Annotated in this window: 10 protein-coding genes; 6 read left to right on the top strand and 4 right to left on the bottom strand. The window is 68.9% G+C overall.

Features of this window, described 5'->3' with window-relative positions; all coding sequences use genetic code 11:
• The first annotated feature begins 34 nt into the window (after nucleotides 1-34).
• Nucleotides 35-4,636: a VIT domain-containing protein gene (locus ENSA7_RS01340; RefSeq protein WP_106087364.1), complete on the top strand. Its 4,602-nt coding sequence runs from the start codon at nucleotides 35-37 to the stop codon at nucleotides 4,634-4,636.
• An 857-nt stretch (nucleotides 4,637-5,493) separates the two neighbouring features.
• Here ENSA7_RS01340 and ENSA7_RS01335 read toward each other — a convergent pair.
• Both ENSA7_RS01335 and ENSA7_RS01330 read right to left on the bottom strand, forming a co-directional pair.
• Nucleotides 5,494-6,864 (bottom strand): IS1380 family transposase, encoded by a 1,371-nt coding sequence (locus ENSA7_RS01335; protein WP_181232897.1) that lies wholly within the window; start codon nucleotides 6,862-6,864, stop codon nucleotides 5,494-5,496.
• Nucleotides 6,865-6,968: 104 nt separating this feature from the next.
• Complete coding sequence (locus tag ENSA7_RS01330; protein ID WP_106087362.1) at nucleotides 6,969-7,571, bottom strand: hypothetical protein; 603 nt, start codon at nucleotides 7,569-7,571, stop codon at nucleotides 6,969-6,971.
• 1,111 nt (nucleotides 7,572-8,682) lie between these two features.
• Here ENSA7_RS01330 and ENSA7_RS01325 point away from each other — a divergent pair.
• From ENSA7_RS01325 to ENSA7_RS01315, 4 genes are all read left to right on the top strand, one after another.
• Nucleotides 8,683-9,246, top strand: a complete 564-nt coding sequence (locus tag ENSA7_RS01325) for a hypothetical protein (protein WP_106087361.1) — start codon at nucleotides 8,683-8,685, stop codon at nucleotides 9,244-9,246.
• A gap of 61 nt (nucleotides 9,247-9,307) precedes the next feature.
• On the top strand, nucleotides 9,308-9,466 hold the full coding sequence (locus ENSA7_RS42975) for a hypothetical protein (protein ID WP_181232895.1): 159 nt from the start codon (nucleotides 9,308-9,310) through the stop codon (nucleotides 9,464-9,466).
• A 114-nt stretch (nucleotides 9,467-9,580) separates the two neighbouring features.
• Nucleotides 9,581-11,755: a TonB-dependent receptor plug domain-containing protein gene (locus ENSA7_RS01320; protein ID WP_106087360.1), complete on the top strand. Its 2,175-nt coding sequence runs from the start codon at nucleotides 9,581-9,583 to the stop codon at nucleotides 11,753-11,755.
• Nucleotides 11,739-12,959: an NHL repeat-containing protein gene (locus tag ENSA7_RS01315; protein ID WP_106087359.1), complete on the top strand. Its 1,221-nt coding sequence runs from the start codon at nucleotides 11,739-11,741 to the stop codon at nucleotides 12,957-12,959. Before ENSA7_RS01320 ends, ENSA7_RS01315 begins: the two co-directional genes overlap by 17 nt.
• 9 nt (nucleotides 12,960-12,968) lie before the next feature.
• Here ENSA7_RS01315 and ENSA7_RS01310 read toward each other — a convergent pair whose 3' ends face one another.
• Both ENSA7_RS01310 and ENSA7_RS01305 read right to left on the bottom strand, forming a co-directional pair.
• Nucleotides 12,969-15,065, bottom strand: coding sequence for a phytanoyl-CoA dioxygenase family protein (locus ENSA7_RS01310; RefSeq protein ID WP_146157193.1), 2,097 nt, complete (start codon nucleotides 15,063-15,065; stop codon nucleotides 12,969-12,971).
• Between the two features lie 5 nt (nucleotides 15,066-15,070).
• Nucleotides 15,071-15,670 (bottom strand): cell surface protein, encoded by a 600-nt coding sequence (locus tag ENSA7_RS01305; RefSeq protein WP_146157192.1) that lies wholly within the window; start codon nucleotides 15,668-15,670, stop codon nucleotides 15,071-15,073.
• Nucleotides 15,671-15,811: 141 nt separating this feature from the next.
• Here ENSA7_RS01305 and ENSA7_RS01300 point away from each other — a divergent pair, with 141 nt between their 5' ends.
• Entirely contained in the window at nucleotides 15,812-17,266 is a 1,455-nt protein-coding gene (locus tag ENSA7_RS01300) for an OmpA family protein (RefSeq protein WP_181232893.1), read from the top strand.
• The last annotated feature ends 36 nt before the right edge of the window (nucleotides 17,267-17,302 follow it).

Genomic DNA, 17,302 nt, shown 5'->3' with positions numbered 1-17,302 from the left:
GCCAACCCGCGCCAGGCGCACACACAGGACAAACATGAGCGACGACCAAGTTCGGTCCACCCAGGACGACACCGAGATCGATCTAGACGCGATCGAAGCCCACGCGGCGAAGCTAGCGCAGGCCCCCAAGCAGGATCCCAAGCCCGCCCCCGCCGCTCCCCCGCCGGACGCCAAAGAAGAAGACACGCGGCCCTCGAAGCTGCTCGGCGTGATCGGCTTCGTCGCTGTTGCGCTGCTGTCGATCGGCGCGGTGTTTGCCTACCAGGGCTACACCAAGCGCGCCCAGCTCGAGCCAGCCGCGAGCATCGGCGCCAAGCTCGAGCTCGCCGCGGGCGAGGTCGTGCTGCTCGCAGCCGACGGCGCCGAGTCCGAAGATCGACTGCTGTCCGGCACGCCGCTGCCACTCGGCGCCAAGCTGCGCACGGGCACAGGCGCGCGCGCGCTGATCCGACTGGCCGACGGCAGCCGGATCTTTCTCAACGAGGCGACCGCGATCGAGCTCGGCAAGGACACCGGGGTCAGCGTGCTGACCGGCGAGCTGTGGCTCGAGACGCCGCCCCTCGATCAAAAGCGCGAGCCGCTGGTCCACCAGGTCGGGTCGGCCACGCTGGCGCTGACCGACGGCGGCGCCAGCCTGACAATCTCCGACGAGGGCGCGATCATCTACATCGCCGAGGGCGTCGCCACGGTCACCAGCCCAGGCGGGCCCAAGGAGGTCCGGTCCGGCGAGCAAGCCGTGATCAAGGGCAACGACGCGCCGCTGGTCACGTCGGTCCCGTACTGGGACGACTGGACCGGGGGCATGGCGGACCGCCGCGCGGGCGGGGCGATCGGTGGCGGCTCGGGCTCGCTCTACGCGGTCGATCGCTACGCCGCCCCGGGCACCCCGTCGCTGCCGCTGCAGATCTCCAGCCAGAGCGTCGACATTGCGATCGACCAGGGCCTGGCCGAGACCCGCGTGGATCAGCGCTTCTTCAACCCCTCGGACCGCGACGTCGAGGGCTGGTACTGGTTCACGATCCCCAACGGCGCGACCCTGGTCGGGTTCGCGCTCGAGACCAACGGCGAGCTGGTCGACGGCGAGATCGTCGAAAAAAAGCAGGCCGCCGCCACCTACGAGCGCGCCGTTGCGAGCAACGACAACCCGGCGCTGCTCGAGTGGATCGACGAGCGGACCGTCCGCGCGCGCGTGTACCCGGTGCCCGCGATGGGCGAGCGCCGCGTGGTCGTGCGCTACCAGCAGCTGCTCAGCGAGAACCGCGGCAAGCTGCGCTACAGCTACCCGCTCGCCGGGGGTGGGCGCGACGCGACGACGATCGAAGAGTTCGCGCTCGCGGTCGAGCTGCGCGGCGAGCTCGCCAACCAGTACACGATCTCGACCCTCGACGAGGCCACGGTCTCCAACGACGACGGGCTGATCACCATGCGGCGCAGCGGCTTCACGCCCCGCGCCGACTTCGAGCTCGAGCTGACCCGCAAGCCCGATCAAGAGCCGGCCCCCGCCCTGCGCCTGAGCCAGTACGAGGCCGGCCGCGACCAGGCCCGGTTCGTGATGCTGCGCTGGCTGCCGGACCTCGACTTCGCCAAGGTCAACCCGCGCGCGGACGTGGTCGTGGTCGTGGACACCTCGGCGTTCGGCGACGACTCCGAGCACCAGAGCCGGGTGGCCGTGGCCGAGGCGCTGCTGCGCAGCCTGTCGAGCGAGGATCACTTCGCGCTGATGGCCGCGGATCTGACCGCCGAGGTGCTGTTCCCGGCCGACGGACTCAGCCCCGCCACCCCGGAGGCGATCAGTGAGGCGCTCGAGGTCTTGACCAGCCATCGGCCCGGCGGCGCGACCGATCTCGGGGCGATCTTCGAGCGCGCGCTGTCCCGCGTGCACGAGGCCGAGCAACCCGCGATCGTGTACGTGGGCGACGGGCTCGCAACCAGCGGCGAGCGGGGGGCCGACGAGCTGACCGAGCGTCTGCGTCGGGCCCTGGCCGGCTCGCGGGCGCGGCTGTTCACGGTGGGGGTGGGGCCGGCGGTCGAGGATCGACTGCTCGCGCGCCTGGCCCGGGTCGGCGGCGGCGAGAGCCTGCGCGTGGAGACCTCGGATCAAGCTGTGGTTCGCGCGCTCGAGCTCTCGGGCGCGCTCAAGACCCCGACGATCACCGACCTCGAGCTCGAGCTCGGCGCGGGCCTGGACGATCGCTTCGACAACGCGACTGGCAAGCTCGCCCGCGGTCAGGAGCTGGTCGTGCTCGCGCGGACCCACAACGAGCTGCCCGAGTCGGTCACGATCCGCGGCCGGCTCGGCGGTGAGAGCTTCGAGCGCGACTACCCGCTGGTCCACCGCAAGGACGCGCTCGAGTTCGTGGTCCCCAAGCTGTGGGCGGCCGCCCGGATCGAGCGCCTGCTCGGCGACGGCCGCGGGCCCGAGGCGGTCCGCGGCAAGGTGCTGTCGCTCGGGCTCGAGTACGGGCTGATGACCCCGTTCACCTCGTTCTTGGCGCTCGAGAGCGAGCGGGCTTACGCGCGCCAGGGCGTCGAGCGCCGCGATCGCCCGTGGGACTTTCAGCTGCTCGGTGCGGTGTTGCCCAACCAGTGGGAGATCGAGCCGAATCGGCCAGACCTGAGCGACTCGCCCGACCCGGGTGAGCTGCTGCTCGGGGCCCTGATGGCGCCCATGGGCTGTGACAAAGCCGAACCAGGCGCGCGAGACGATCGCGCGGCCGTGGCCGCGGCCCCGATGCCCAAGAGCGAAGAGGGGCGGATGGGCAACGCCAGCCCGCGCCCGGAGGCGGACAGCAAGGAAGAGTACGCCGAGCCCGAGCCCGAGATGGCGGCCGAGATGCCGCAGGAGGAGAGCGAGGCGATGTACGACGAGGCCCCGGCTGCCCCGCCAGCCTCGGCGCCGGTCGCCACGGGGATGCCGTCCGAGGGTGGAAAAGGCGGACCGGGTGCCAGGGGTGGGGGCGGAGCCATGGGCCCTGCCGACCTCCCGAGCCCGCCGGCCGAGCCGATGCCCGAGCGACAGGCCTCCAGCGACGGCTACGCCAAAGCGAAGAAGTCCGCCAGCTCGTTCGAGGACGATCTCGTCGGCGGCGACGATGGCTCGGAGCTCGACGCGCCCGACAGTGAGCTGGCCGGACTCGTCGAGCACGAGCGCCTCAATGGTCAGCTCGGCGAGGACGTCGCCCAGGGCCTGAGCGCGACCCAAAAGTCCCGGCCCAAGTCCGCGACCAAGAACCGGCAGCGACCCCAGCGCTCGCAGGTGGTCTCGCCGGTCGCCCGCAACGAGAAGCTCCCGTGCAGCGACGCCTCGGCCCGCTCGCTGGCCCAGCGCAAGGTCCTGTGGGAGCAACGGCTCGAGCGCACGCCCGACATGATCGCCCGGCTGCGCGCCTACGAGAACGCGGCCGCCAGCTGCGAGCTCGAGAACTGGAAGCAGCAGCGGGTATTTTTGCAGCTGCTGCAGACTCGCGCGTCGACCGAGGCCGAGATCGAGCTGTTGCTCGCCCACTTCAACGGCGAGCAGGAGTCGCAGGCATTCGTGGCCCGCGCGCTGCTGCGCCGCCTGGTCGAGCCCGGCTTGATCGGCGCGGTCGAGCGCAGCATGTACGGCGGCTCGCTCGACTGGCGGGCCGTCGCCGACGAGGCCGAGCGGGCGACCAGCGCTGAGGCGGCGCTCGAGGTCGTCACGCTGGCGCTGACCAAGCACGCCGACGCCAGCGAGGACGAGCGGCTGCCCCTGGATCTGATCCGCATCGACCTGTTGTTCGAGCTCGATCGCATCAACGACGCGATCACGGCGGCCCGCAAGCTGCGTGAGCGCGGGCTGATCACCCCGTTGCTGGCCCAGCGCCTCGGCGAGCTGCTGGTCGAGGCCGGCCAGGACGAGGAGGCCAAGCGGGTGTTCTCGGAGATCGTCGAGTACGACCCCAGCGGCGAGTACACCCGGCGCTTGCTCGGCGACATCTTCCTTCGCCATGGCTGGTACCAGGAGGCGTACCGCCAGTATCAAGACCTGGTCTCGCTCAGCGCCGCGCCAACGGATGTGATCCGCATGGCCCGGGCCGCGGCCGGGGCGGGGCGCGTCGACGAGGGCTTGCGGCTGCTCCGCAAGGTGATCGGCGGCGAGGGCCGGCCCGGCGTCGATGACCCGCGCCGCTTCGCTCGGCTCCACGCCGCGGTGTTGATCGGCGAGCTGCTCGCAACGGACGATCAGCTGCCCAGGGCCAAGCTCGAGCGCGAGCTCGACCGCCTGCAGCTGTTCGACACGCCCACGACCTGGACCTTGATCAGCTGGCGAGACCTCGAGCACGATCTGACCCTCGGGGTCGAGCCGCTCGCCGCCGACGCGGACAGGGCCGCGATCGAGGCGGCGAAGAAGGCCGCGCTGCAGACCAGCGACGGGCGCCTGGCCGGCGACACGGGGCTGTGGGCGATCCAGACCGGTGGGCTCGGGGACCTGGTGGTCCGTCACCGCGGCGAAGTACCCGCGCGCGCCGTCAGCTTCGAGCGCCTCACGATCACCTGGGACGGCGAGCACTTCGAGGTCGAGCGCGAGCTCGGCACGATCGCCGCTCGGGCCGCCCGGCAAGGTGACGAGAGTGACGCTGAAGACGAGGACGACGTCGACGACAGTATTTAGCCAGTCTCACCCTCGCGGGTCTCCCCTTTGCCGAACGAATGGCGAACTCGAGCGCCGCAAGCGCGCTTGTAGCACTCGCGTGAACACCCAACTGTAGGCCCTGCGGCGGCGCTTCCACTTCCACCGGCTCGCGCCCGGTCCCGAGGGCCTCGCTCGCTGGTTGCTGCTGGCGTCGGCGCCCCCTCGGTGATGAGACACGGAGCACCGAGGAGAGGTCCACCAATGCACCTCACCGAGGCTTACCTGGGAGTTGGCACTAGCCCATAATCAGATCAGCAAGCAGGAAGTTTGATTCACTATCTAGGAACGAGAATGACACATGGCCGGTCGCCGCCGCATTTCCCCAGATCCGTGACCCGAACATCATCCGAGGCATCTACTGTCTCGAGCATGTGCGAGACCGAAAGCAGACTCTGACTCACAAGCGCCACCACCTTATCTTCGACTAACTGATTGTCGAGGCCTGCGATCGAGAAGTGAGACACGATTGACCCAACCGTCGGTGACTTATCCCTGATGTTGCATTGAGAGCCGGAGGTGCAGCACGGCTTCGAGTTCGTTCGCGGGGGCCCGTGTATGCCGACGGTGCAACGCGCACGGGCTGGATGAGGTCCCAGCCCGAAGATTGGCTCAAGATCGTCGGCCTATTCCTTGGGGATCAGCGATGACTTCGTGACGGCTTGTGCTCCGCTGTGGCTTTCCGCCGCGCCAGAACGTTCGGGCTGGGACCTCATCCGGCCTTTTGTGCGCTCCACGTTTGGCCAAAGCCGTCTCCGCTGCGGGCATAGGGTCGGTAGCGCACGAGTCGAGCACTCGAAGACTGCGCGGCTTCAATCATGCGAATAGTCGGTGTTCGCTCAGGCCGCGAGCGCTTCGTAGATAGCCTTGAATTCTCGTTGAGCCACACCGCTGGCGGCCGTCGAAAGACGCAGCACCCCCTGCGGTCGCGTGAGCCGGCCCGCTTGACGAAGCAGCAGGTGCCGGAGCGTGCCGAGCGTCTTCAACACGTAAAGGGGTGCGCGCGTCGGGGTCGTTCGGCGAGTGGGCTCGCTCGTCTGCATCTGCAGCTCGCGGCCAAGGTTGTGGGCGAGCATCGTCGAGCACGTGAAGATCTCGTTGGCGACGCGCCGACGGCATGGGATGTAGTCGAGCGCCGCGAACTGCTTCGCCTCGGCGTAAACCGCCTCGTTGAGGCCGCGGCCGTTGAAGAAGTGCAGGACGTTGTCAGCGCTAGTGGTCTTGTTGGTCACGATGACCTTGAACTCGAACTCATCGTCGATGGGCTCGAACAGGTCGAGCTGCAGAGGCCCTTTGCGCCGGGCCGCCCGGCGACGGCGGATGCAGATCACTCGTCGTCGCCCTGCCCACGTCTTCGGTCGCCAGTCGAGTTCGAAGTAGGACCAGTCGTCGTCGATCGGGCGCCAGCGTTCCCGACGGTGAACCCGGTGCTTGAGCCCAGGGTAGGCGGCGAAGGGGATCGCCATCGCGTATTCGACACCAAGGTCCTCGAGCAGGTCGAGCACGTTTTCGTTGAAGAAGGCAGAGTCGAGGCGCGACTCGATGACCGCGCGTGGCATACGAGTTCGCAGCGCCGTGATGCACGAGCGGATGAAACCGACCGACCCGTTGGAGTCGTGGACGTTGCCGGAGCGATGCAGCATGTCGAGAAACATGCCCAGCTGAGAGAGCACGCAAAACAACGGGTAATAGCTGCGAGCGCCCTTGCGCTTGGGGTTGAAGCCAACGGCGGTGCCTTCGACGTGGCCCTTGGTGCTGAGCACCGAGCCATCGAAGTCAGCGGTGATCCGAGCGAGCTTCTCGGTCTCGACACGGTCAAGCGTCAGCTCGCCAACATACTTTCGGAACCGGGTAACTTGTACCTCGGTCGCGGCCGCCAAGGTCCTCGTGATCGTCGAAACATCTGGGATCTTGCGGACACCGAGTGCACGCTGAATCAGGGGATCGTCGGCGTAGTAATCGCGGTCACGCAGACGACGGAAGCCGAGTGCCACGTGAATGACCAGTTGCTGCACCACTCGCGCGAGCCCGAAGACGCGGTCGCGGTCGACGGAGCGGAAACAGCGACGCAGCCCCGCCATGAGCTGCAGACGCTTGAACAGGGCGATGAACAGCACCAAGCCGGAGAACGAGGTCAGGCGGTGGTCCTCGAAAGAAACCTCCGGCAAGGTGTGGACACGGCTGACGATTTCTGCTTTGCTGGACTTCACCGGAAGTGGCCTTCTTTCGGGTTTCAGTGGAGAGGTCGGATCCTTCACTTACACCAGACTGGGGGCCGTTCTTCCGGGTTCTTGCGCGCAAAACCTGCCCTCTCTCATGCAACTTGAGGGTTATCTGCCGCCGACCGCGCGAACGTGTGCCGCAGCATACGCAGCCCCAGGGAGTAGGGAATCAACTGCGACCGAGGGACGTCAAATATGTTCGGAATAAGACATTCAGGCGACGCAGAACTATAGCGACCATCAGTGCGCATCAACGCGCGCAGCACCTTGTGAAAAGACAGACGAACACTCCCATAGCGAGCCTGACGACTCACCAACTGATCCATATACTTTGGCTCGAGGCGAAAAATGCTCTCAATTGCACGCAGCGACCTGCGCACATTCCGATTCCCCACCAACTCAACCAGTTTAGCACACTCATCCTGCTCGTAAAAATGATCGCGCAGTGCATCGATCAGAGTAGAAAGCCTATCCCATGTCACACGCTCCGCAAGAGAAAGAGACACCTTACTGGGAAGGCCAACCTCAATCGCCTTTAGCCTCGCGGCCAGTATCTCACCCAACCCCGCGCGCTGCACCTCAAAGACCTCCTCCGTTTCCGCAAGAGCATTCTGCCTAATCCTAGTGACATCGCCTGAGATGTACCTGAAGCGGCAATGAACTTCAACCGTTTCCTGAGGGTCCTCAAGCAGCAAGGGAGTGCTTGTATCCGGTAACAGTCCAACGATGATTCAAACCACCCGGCACCTGGGTGGCGCAAAAAAGCGCCGCCCTGTTTCGGAATTGTCTAAGAGCCCTCGACGCGTGCGTGTCCTTCGAGGTCGCCGCGCTCGACTCGGCTAGAGATTTCGATCCGGGCGACGAGTGGCTCGAGATCTCCCGGCTTGCTCGGGAGCTCGTACTTGCCGGTCGCGCCGCTGCACGACCTGTCCGCAGACGCCAGTAGGCGTCGAGCGGCTGGATGCCGTGCTGGTCGGGTGCCAGCGTCTCGTCGACACGAACGATCTCGCAGTGGTGTCAATGGCTGGTGTCGTCGAGCGGGTCGATCTGACCCCGAATCAGCTGACGTGAGCTGGGCGGGTCGAGGCCGATGGGCTCGAGACCGCACGCAAAGAACTTCGTGTGCGTGGGTGTGCGCACCAGTCCGCGCCAGACCGGATCACAACCTTCGACGCGACTGGTGTGCGCGTGACAGATCCCCTGGCCAGCAACAACAACTCGTCGCTGGCCGGTGCTGCCCGACGATCGGCGCCACCGGTCGGGCGGCGGCGACTCGGACGGAGCAGCCTGCTCGACCACGGGCGACTGCGGCGGCTCGGGGCGATCGGAAGTGGTTGCTCGGCCGGAGCTGGTTGCTCGTCAGGAGTCGTACAGCCGAAGCACAGCGCCAGCACGCGGACAGCCGGAGCGCACGCCGCCGTCATCCCGGCCCCGACGATCAGGCAGAGCGCCCCCAGCGGCACCAGCAAGATCGCCCCCGACCCACCCCCCGGCCAGAGCTCTGGTTAGTCGCCACGGCCCACCGCTGGGGTTCGAGCTGGCAGATGTGCAGGTCCAGGCCTAGCTGCGAGAGTGACCGGGTGACTCGGCTCAGATGGCGGTTGTTCTGCGTACCCAAGCCAGCGCCCGAATACGCGGTCGTCCACGACCTGCGGCATCGGAATCACTCACAATCATCCTGACGGATGGTGAGCAGTGCATCGCCCGAGCACGAATATATGCGGATCTGGTTGGAGCGAGAACGGAGGTGGTGCCAGCGAACACGCTGCGCGTTGCCGCGGTCCAGACCACCACTAGCTTTTCCCCATGTTCACACACGCCGTGTTTTCACTCGCGCTCTTCGCGTCTCCTTCGCCGACCTACCGGCCGCCGCCGCTGACGGTGGTCGACGAGTACACCACCCAAGATGGTCAGCGCACGCGCTGGGCGTCGGTGACGTATGGGCTGCCAGATGGCCAAACCGCGGAGTTCATCCTGGTTGCGGACGACTCAAACAGCGGCGACGGCTACCTCTACGTCAACGGTGAAGCGCTCGTTCACGCGACCTGGGACGACGCCAACGGCGTCAGCAGCTGGACGTCGTCGGTCCCCGGGGCCGGCGCGCTCGCGGGGGCGGCCCTGACTGCGCTCGAAGGAGAGGCCGGCACCGCACTGCTCGACGCCTTCACTGGTGACTCCCAAGTGTTCAAGTGCAGTGCTTGGGGGAAGAAGGTGCTGCGGGCCGGCAAGTACATCTGGGGGGCCGCGGTCATGGGCAGCGCCGCCGCGTGTTGTGTCGAGACTGGCATGGTGGGCTGCGGACTGTGTGGCGCCGCAGGGTGGGCGCTCGCCGAGGCGGGAAGTGAGGCGCTGGAGAACTACTGTGATTGACCACCCCGCACCGACATCCCGCCCAACCTACCCGGATGTGCCCGTCGGATACCGAGTCGCGGTGGCGACGATCGCCGTGCTGATCATGCTGGCCGTCTCGTACCTCGACCCCCCGATCTGGGCCGGCGCGCTGCTGACGGGCGGGCTCATGATGGCGGTGATCAGCATCCTTCAGGCGTTGCTACGCTGGCGAGCCCGCACCACCCCGCCCACCACTTGATCGAACTCAGGCGCACGCCGCTTTGCCCGCAAGCCCGGCCGATAGTTCCAGACCGCCGACCGCCAGCTGGAGCCCGCGTGACTCGGGCGGCTCAAAAGCGGACTCTCGGCCCCGGTGTGGGGGACACTCGCCATTGGCCTCGCGCTCGCGCTCGCGCCGCCACGCAACCCAGCTCCCGAGCCTCCGCCGCCCGAGCCCTACCGAACCGAGGTCGTGGTCGGCCGCGAGCAGGGCGACGGCCTCGCGGCCCAGCGGGCGCTCAGCCGGCGCAACGTCGGCTTCGTGACCGCGATCGACCTCGAGGCCGAGCCTGGGCAGCGGCCGGCTGACGATCTGGCCGGGGTCGTCAGCCGGGCGCCGGGCGTGACGGTGCGATCGCTCGGCGGCCTCGGCCAGTTCAGCGCGATCACGATCCGCGGCAGCACCAGCCAACAGGTCCCCGTGTTCCTCGACGGCGCGCCGTTGACCGGCAGCCTCTCGGGGCTGGTCGATCTCTCGACCCAGCCGCTCGACGCCCTCGCGCGGGTCGAGCTGTATCGCGGCTACGTCCCGATCCGCTACGGCGCGGCGGCGATCGGCGGCGCGATGGATCTGGTCGGCGCGGTCCACCAGGGCTCGCCCAAGCTGTGGGTCGCGAGCGGGTTCGGCAGCTACCTGGCCCGCGAGGCCCGGCTTGGCTACACGGGCGCGCTGTCGCGGCGGCTCTCGCTGGCCACGCGGGTCGGTTACGCCGGCAGCCGCGGCGACTTTCGCTACTTCGACGACGGCGGCACACCGCTGCTATCCACTGACGACGCGATCCGGCGGCGGGTCAACAACGGCTACGATCGGCTGTTCGGGCAGGTCCGCCTCGACGCCCGGCGCGGGCCGCTGCGCGTGTCCTCGCAGCTGCTCGGCTGGTGGAAGCTACAGGGCGTCCCGGGCACCGCGTCGGCCCCCAGCGCCGACGCCTCGCAGCGGGTCATCGCGGTCCGCAGCATCACCCGCGCGCGCATGCAGCTGGGCTCGCGCGCGGGCGTGCCGGGCCACGTCGAGTGGATCGCCAGCGCGGCGCTCGAAGATCGCGTGTTTCGTGATCTGGGCGGGCAAGTCGGGCTGGCGGCCGACGACGAGCACGCGCGCAGCTTCGACGGCTGGCTGTCGCCGCGGCTGCGCGTGCCGCTGTGGCCGATGGCCTGGCTCGAGCTGGTCGCCGAGCTGCGCGGCGAGTGGATCGAGATCGACGAGCGCTTCGGCGATGACGGCGACAACCCCGGCGACCCGCTCGCGTCGGGCGACGCGACCCGCTCGCGGTTCTCCGCCGCGGCCGGGGCCGAGATCGAGCAGTGGTTGTTCGAGCGGCGCTGGTCGATCGCCGCGGGGATCCGGGTCGACCTCGCCGACAGCCACTTCGCGGTCCCGCCCGGCGCGGGCGAGCTCGACGATCAGGGCGCAGACGAGGTCGCGCTTGGCGTCTCCCCCCGCGTGGGCACCAAGCTGGTGCTCACCGAGGGGCTGGATCTGCGCGGCAGCGTGGGCCGCTATCTGCGGTTCCCGAACCTCGGCGAGCTGTTTGGCGACCGCGGGTACGTGGTCGGCAACGAGGGCCTGCTGCCCGAGCGTGGGACCAAGCTCGACGGCGGCGTGGTCCTCGATCTCGAGCAGATCGGCGGCCGCGAGCTGGGGCTGTTCGCCCAGGTCGTCGGCTTTGCGACGTGGAGCGAGGATCTGATCCAGTGGGTCCGCAGCGGCCCGGTCGTGCGGCCGATCAACGTGGTCGGCGCGCGCGTGCGGGGGCTCGAGGCTGGCTTTGGGATCCGCGGGTTCGGCCGCGACCTCTCGCTGGATCTGACCTACACGCTGCTCGACACCCGCAACGACACGCCCGAGGCCGAGCAGCAGTTCAAGCCGCTGCCCGGTCGGCCGCGGCACAGCGCGCTGGCCCGCCCGGCCCTCGGTCACCGGTTCACCGCCGGACCCAGCGGGGTCGAGCTCGAGCCGCGGCTCTTCTACGAGCTCGAGTGGATCGCCGGCAACTTCTTGGATCTCTCGGGCCGCGTCGAGCTCCCCGCGCGAGCGCTGCATGCGGCCGGGATCTCGCTGCGGATCGCCGATCGCGTCGAGCTTGCGATCGAGGGCCGCAACCTCAGCAACCGGCTGCGCGCCGTGATCGATCCGGCGTTTGGACCGCCGACTCCCTACCCCGCCGCGATCAGCGACTTCATCGGGTTTCCGCTGCCAGGGCTGAGCGTGTGGGGTACCGTCCGCGTCGACGTGATGCCTGGACCTCGCCATGAAACGTCTCGCTAGCGCCGGGTGGCTGCTGGCGGCCGCGTGCACCCCAGAGCCCGAGCCAGAGCCGAAGCCGCCGCCGCTGATCGACGCGGTGATCGAGTCGGGCTACCCGAGCCTCGATGGACCCTGCCGCGGGCCGATCAGCGAGCCCACCCACCTCGTGGTGACCAGCACCGACTTCAACACGGGCGCGGTCGGGCTGGTCGATCTCCAGACCCGCGAGGTGGTCCCCGATCTCGCGCTGGCGTCCTCGGACGCGGTGCCGATCGTCGACGCGGGCCGGGTGTTCGTGATCAACCGGTTCGGGTTCGACTACATCGACGAGCTCGACCCCCACGATCGGCTCGCGCTGATCCACGAGTGGCCGATCCAGGCCGCGACCCCGGCGAACCAAGACGCGCCCGCCAACCCCCACGCGCTGGCGCTCGATCCTGCCGGGCGCGCGTGGGTGTCGCTGCACGGCGCCCCCGAGCTGCAGCGCTTCGCGTTTCCCACGCTGCAGGCCGCCCAGGTCCACGCCGAGCTCGCCGTGGATCTGTCGAGCTTCGCCGACGCCGACGGGATCCCCGAGCTCAGCCGCATCATCGGCTGCGGGACCCACTTGTTTGTCTCGGCCGAGCGCATCGATCGTGAGCTGTGGATCCCCGCCGCGCAGACGGTGCTGATCCCGATCCGACCGGGCGCCGAGCCAGCGCTGTTCGAGTTCGACGCGGACCAGCCGGGACCCGACGCGATCCGCCTGCTGGGGGTCGGCATTGGACCGTGGCGGCTGGATCCGGGCGACTCGCAGGGCCACGTGATCCTGCTGCTCAATTCGGGGCTCGAGCGGATTGATCTGGCGAGCGGGACCAGCGAGTGGGTCGTGCCGCAGCAGCTGTTCGAGGCGGCCGACTACGAGCGCCTGCAGCTGTCGGGCTTTGATCTCGACAGCTCCGGGCGCGCGTGGATCAGCGCCGCGAGCCCGGACTTCGCCAGCTTTCGGCTGCTGCGTGTGGATCTGAGCGGACCGGAGCCCGCCCTGGTCACCGAGGTCGAGGGGCTCGAGAGCGTCACGGGTGCGCTCGAGATCGTCGGGGATCAGGCGTGGTTCGCCGACACGACGATCGGCGCGTCGGGCCTGCGGGTGTTCGATCTGAGCCAGAGCCCGGTCGTCGAGCTGCCCGAGTCGCCGCTCGCGGTCGGCCTGCCCCCCATGAGCCTCGCCCCGCTGTCGCTGTGAGCCACAGTCTCAGCGATCAGCCAGCGCCCGCGCGATCACCTGCTCGACCGGCGACGGATCCGCGCGGCGGTGATCGAGCGGCGTCTGCATGTAGACCATGGGGTTGCCCAAGAACCGGATCCGCGGCGACGGGTTGGGCGACGCCGAGTGCAGCATCAAGGGGTGGACCAACAACAGGTCACCCGCCTCCCCGGTCACCTCGAACAGGCGCTCGCACTCGCGGGTGATCCGGCGGCCGGCGTGGACATCACAAAAGTCGACGCCCTCGGGCGCGGCCGCGAGCGCGCGCGCGACCCTGGCCGGGGAGTCCAGCGCCAGCCAGCTGTTGCCGCTGGCCGGGAGCAGATCCGAGAACACGATGAACACCAGCAACCCGGTGCGCAGCTGATCCAGGCGGGTGTGCACGCTGGGCGAGTCGAGGTGCCAGCTCTCTTGATTGGCCGTCGGCACCCACGCGCGCGCAGACGGGTCCCACTCCCCTCGGCGCGGATACTGAATGATCAAATTGCTGGTCCACGAGCGCGTGCGGATCCGGCCGGCGTCGCCGAGCAGCTGAAACACCGCACGCTCCGCGAACGGCGAGAACTCGTTGATCGTGAGCGGGTGCTCGCCGACCACGTCGACGCGGCCCTGTGGCCACGTGCGTGGTTCGTTGCGATCGTAGCCGGCGAGCTCGGCCGCCTGGCGCTGGACGTGGGGGCCGCTGAGCCAGCGGGCTGGATCCTGGGCGAGTCGGCGATGCGCGCTGTCGACGATCGACTCGGCCAGCGCGCGAGGAAACGCGCCGCGCAAGTGCACGTAGCCGTCGGCCATGAACTGCTCGATCTGCTCGGCATCCAGCGAGCGCGCCGCCGTGGCCGTGTGGGCCGATCGACGGCGGTTGGTCTGGGACGAGCGCAGCAACAGCCGGGCCACGCGATCGAGATCCCGCTCGTCGTCGGCGTGCGCCACACGGGCGATCGCAGCGGCAGGTACGTGACGCAGCTGGGTGGTCCCGGCTCCGCTCGCGCTGCGGTAGCTGATCGGCGCTGAAGATCGATCGGCGCTCAGCAGCGATCGGGCCCGCGTGCACACGCGGAGCAGCACCGCGGGATCGTCGACGATCCCGCCGTCGATCCAGATCGCCACGCCGAGTTCGCGGGCCGCGTCCGACAGCAACCCCGGCGCCAGCGCGTGGAGCCGCGCCGCGTCCGGCGAGCGAGCACCGTCGCCCGCGTCGATCAGCGTCGAGATCAGCGCCGTGATCGCGTGATCGGGCTCGTCCGCGCGCGCCAGCGCCTCCCTCGCTCGATCGAATTGACCGAGCTCGAGCGACGCCTCGGCCCGCAACCGCCACGCTCGCGAGCTGCGCGAGTGATCGAGCGACGCCGCAGCGACGAGGTCGTACTGACCTCGCGCCAGCGCCAGCGCCAGGTGCTCGTCCGCGACGCCTGGGTCGCTGGCGTCGACTCCAGCGAGCGCGGCCGCGGCCTCGTCGAGCCGACCCTGCAGCAGGCTCAGCCGCCCGCGAACACCCGCGAGCGCGGCTGCGCTCGCGGGTGTTCGCGCGGCCAGCTGCTCGAGCTGGGCCTCGACCCCGCCTGGTCCCGACTCGTACAAGCTCGCCCACGCCTGCTCGGGCGTCGTCACCACCACCGCGAGCCCGCTCTGCGCCCGCGCCTGTTGAAGATCCGCGATGTGCCCTCGCAGATCGCGGACCCCCAGCGCCGCGAGCTCGCGCTGCCGCTCGCGCTGCTCTTGCGTCCAGCCCAGCCGCGCCAGGCGAGCAGCCAGCTCGTGCAAGCTCGGCGCCGCCAGATAGCGATGCGCGTGCGCGACCTGATCGAGCAGCACCACCGCGCGGTCATAGTCGCGGGTCACATATAGGATCAGCGCCCCCGTCAGCTCGACCAGCTCGTGCGTCGGTCGCTTGGCCAGCGCGGCGTCGACATCCGCGCGCGCGCGCGCCAGCGCTCCGCGTCGGCACCACGCGATCGCTCGCAACACATACGCCCGGGTGCCCAGCTCGTCTTGGATCTCTTGCGATAGCCACGAGTCGAGCTCCGCGGTGCTCGACCGGATCAGCGCCGCCAAGTCCTGCGATGCCCGTGCGCGAGTCGGAGCCACGGGCGCTAGTGTACCGACGCGATCGCGTCGAGGTCGAAGCCGCCCGCGCCCTGGTTGCCAGGATCGCAGTAGGACAGGCCCCCGAGCGGCTCCCAGTGCTCACGGCTACGATCCCGAATGCGCACGAACTCGACCCGCGCGGGTGCATCGGCGAGCGCGCTCAGATCAAACCCATCACCGCCCGCCTGGGCTGGATCCGTGGGGTCGATCCCCGACCCTGGCAGCGCCAGCGTCGGCGTCACGCCTGCGCACCCGACGAGCGCGACGGGATCGCAGGGGAACACCCACCAGTTGATCCCGTCGTCGCTGACCGAGACCTCGCCGGGCTCGGGGAACTGCTCGGTGAACGGGTTCTCGAACACGATCAGATCGACCCCGGGCCCGTCGACGATCCCCGGTGCGTCGAACTCGAGCACGATCGAGCCTTCGCACCCGAGGCTCGCCACGTCATACAGGCCACCGGGCGCGCCGAGCACGACGGCCGGCAGCCGGTCATGGTTGAAGTTGCTCTCGTCGGCCGGCGCGAACTCGACGATCGCATCGGCGAAAGGATCGCTCGACGGGTCCTCACCCTCGCAGGCGACTTGGAATAACAGCAGGATCATCGCGACAGCGACGGCGTGCTTGGTTTCGAGTCGGCGTGACAGAGTGAGGCTCGATAGCTTCGCGCGTCGCACTCGTCAACATTCGATGTTGAACGTCGACAGTCCCCTAATCGCGGCGGCGTCGTGGCATTGTGTGAGCGCATGCCTGCGAAATGGGGATCGTGGACTGGACGGGTCGCGTTGCCGTCTGCGCTGCTGCTCGCGCTGGGTGTTCTCGGGGCGCCTGTGCGCGCCAACGCGGGAGAGCCCGAGTCCGAGTCCGAGTCAAAAGCCGAGCTAGACGTCACCGCCAACACGACAGCCGAGGGAGATCAGAGCCGCACGCACCTGCCGTGGCTGCAGCGCTGGGCGCCCGAGCCTCGCATGCTCGAGCTCGGCGTCTACGGCGGCTTCATGTTGCTCGCGCAGACCCACGAGCTGTTCGGCGCGGATCTCAATCTGCCGCAACAGGGCTACAAGCCGCTCAACCGGGTGATCCCCGATCTCGGCGTGCGCGTCGGCTATTACCCGCTGCGCTACTTTGGGGTCGAGGCCGAGGGCGGCGTGCTGCCAGCGAGCCTGCGCGACGAGTCGGGCTCGCCGCTGCTGTACACGGTCCGCGGTCACCTCGTTGGCCAGCTCGGGATGTGGAGCGTCACGCCCTTCGTGCTCCTGGGTGCCGGCGCGCTCGGGGTCAGCAGTCCACGCGAAGCGCTCGGCAAGGACGTCGACCCGGCCCTGCACTTCGGCGGCGGCGTCAAGGTCTACGTGCACCGCTACGTGATGCTGCGTCTGGATCTCCGCGACGTCGTCACCCACAAACAATCTCTGGAGGCGGGCTTCGTCTCGCACAACCTCGAGGCGTTGCTGGGGGTCTCGGTCACGCTTGGGCGCCGCAAGATTCAGCCCAGGCCGGAGCCCGCGCCCGAGCCAGAGGACGACGACCGCGACGGCGACGGGATCCCCAACGACCTCGACGGCTGCCCCGACGAGGCCGAGACCGTCAACGGCTTCAAGGACACCGACGGCTGCCCCGAGATCGACACCGACGGCGACGGGATCTTCGATGACCTCGACGCCTGCGTCAGCCAGCCCGAGACCGTCAACGGCTTCAAGGACGACGACGGCTGCCCCGAGGCCGACACCGACGGCGACGGGTTCTTCGACGAGCAGGATGGCTGCCCCGATCAACCCGAGTCCGACAACGGCTACCAGGACGCCGACGGCTGCCCGGACGAGGTCCCGCAGCAGGTCGCCCGCTTCACTGGCGCGATCCAGGGCATCACCTTCGACAACGACAAGGACACGATCCGCAAGTCCTCGACCAAGACCCTCGACGAGGCGGTCGAGGCCCTGACCGCGTACCCGGACGTCCGCATCGAGATCAGCGGCCACACCGACGCCAAGGGCGACCACGACCACAACCTGGATCTCTCGCGTCGGCGGGCCGAGTCGGTCAAGGCCTACCTCGTCGAACATGGCATCGACGCCGCCCGGATCATCACGATCGGTCACGGCCCCGACAAGCCGGTCGACACCAACGACACCAAGGCAGGCCGGGCCAACAACCGGCGCATCGAGTTCAAGCCGATCACCCGCGAGGGCCGGGGCGGCTGAGCCGTCCGCTTCGCACCCACCGCCGCAGGAGACTGT

The sequence above is a fragment of the Enhygromyxa salina genome (genome assembly GCF_002994635.1).
GTDB lineage: Bacteria > Myxococcota_A > Polyangia > Nannocystales > Nannocystaceae > Plesiocystis > Plesiocystis salina_B.
Note: the sequence above shows the minus strand (reverse complement) of the source record. Positions and strands in the feature narration are given on the sequence as shown.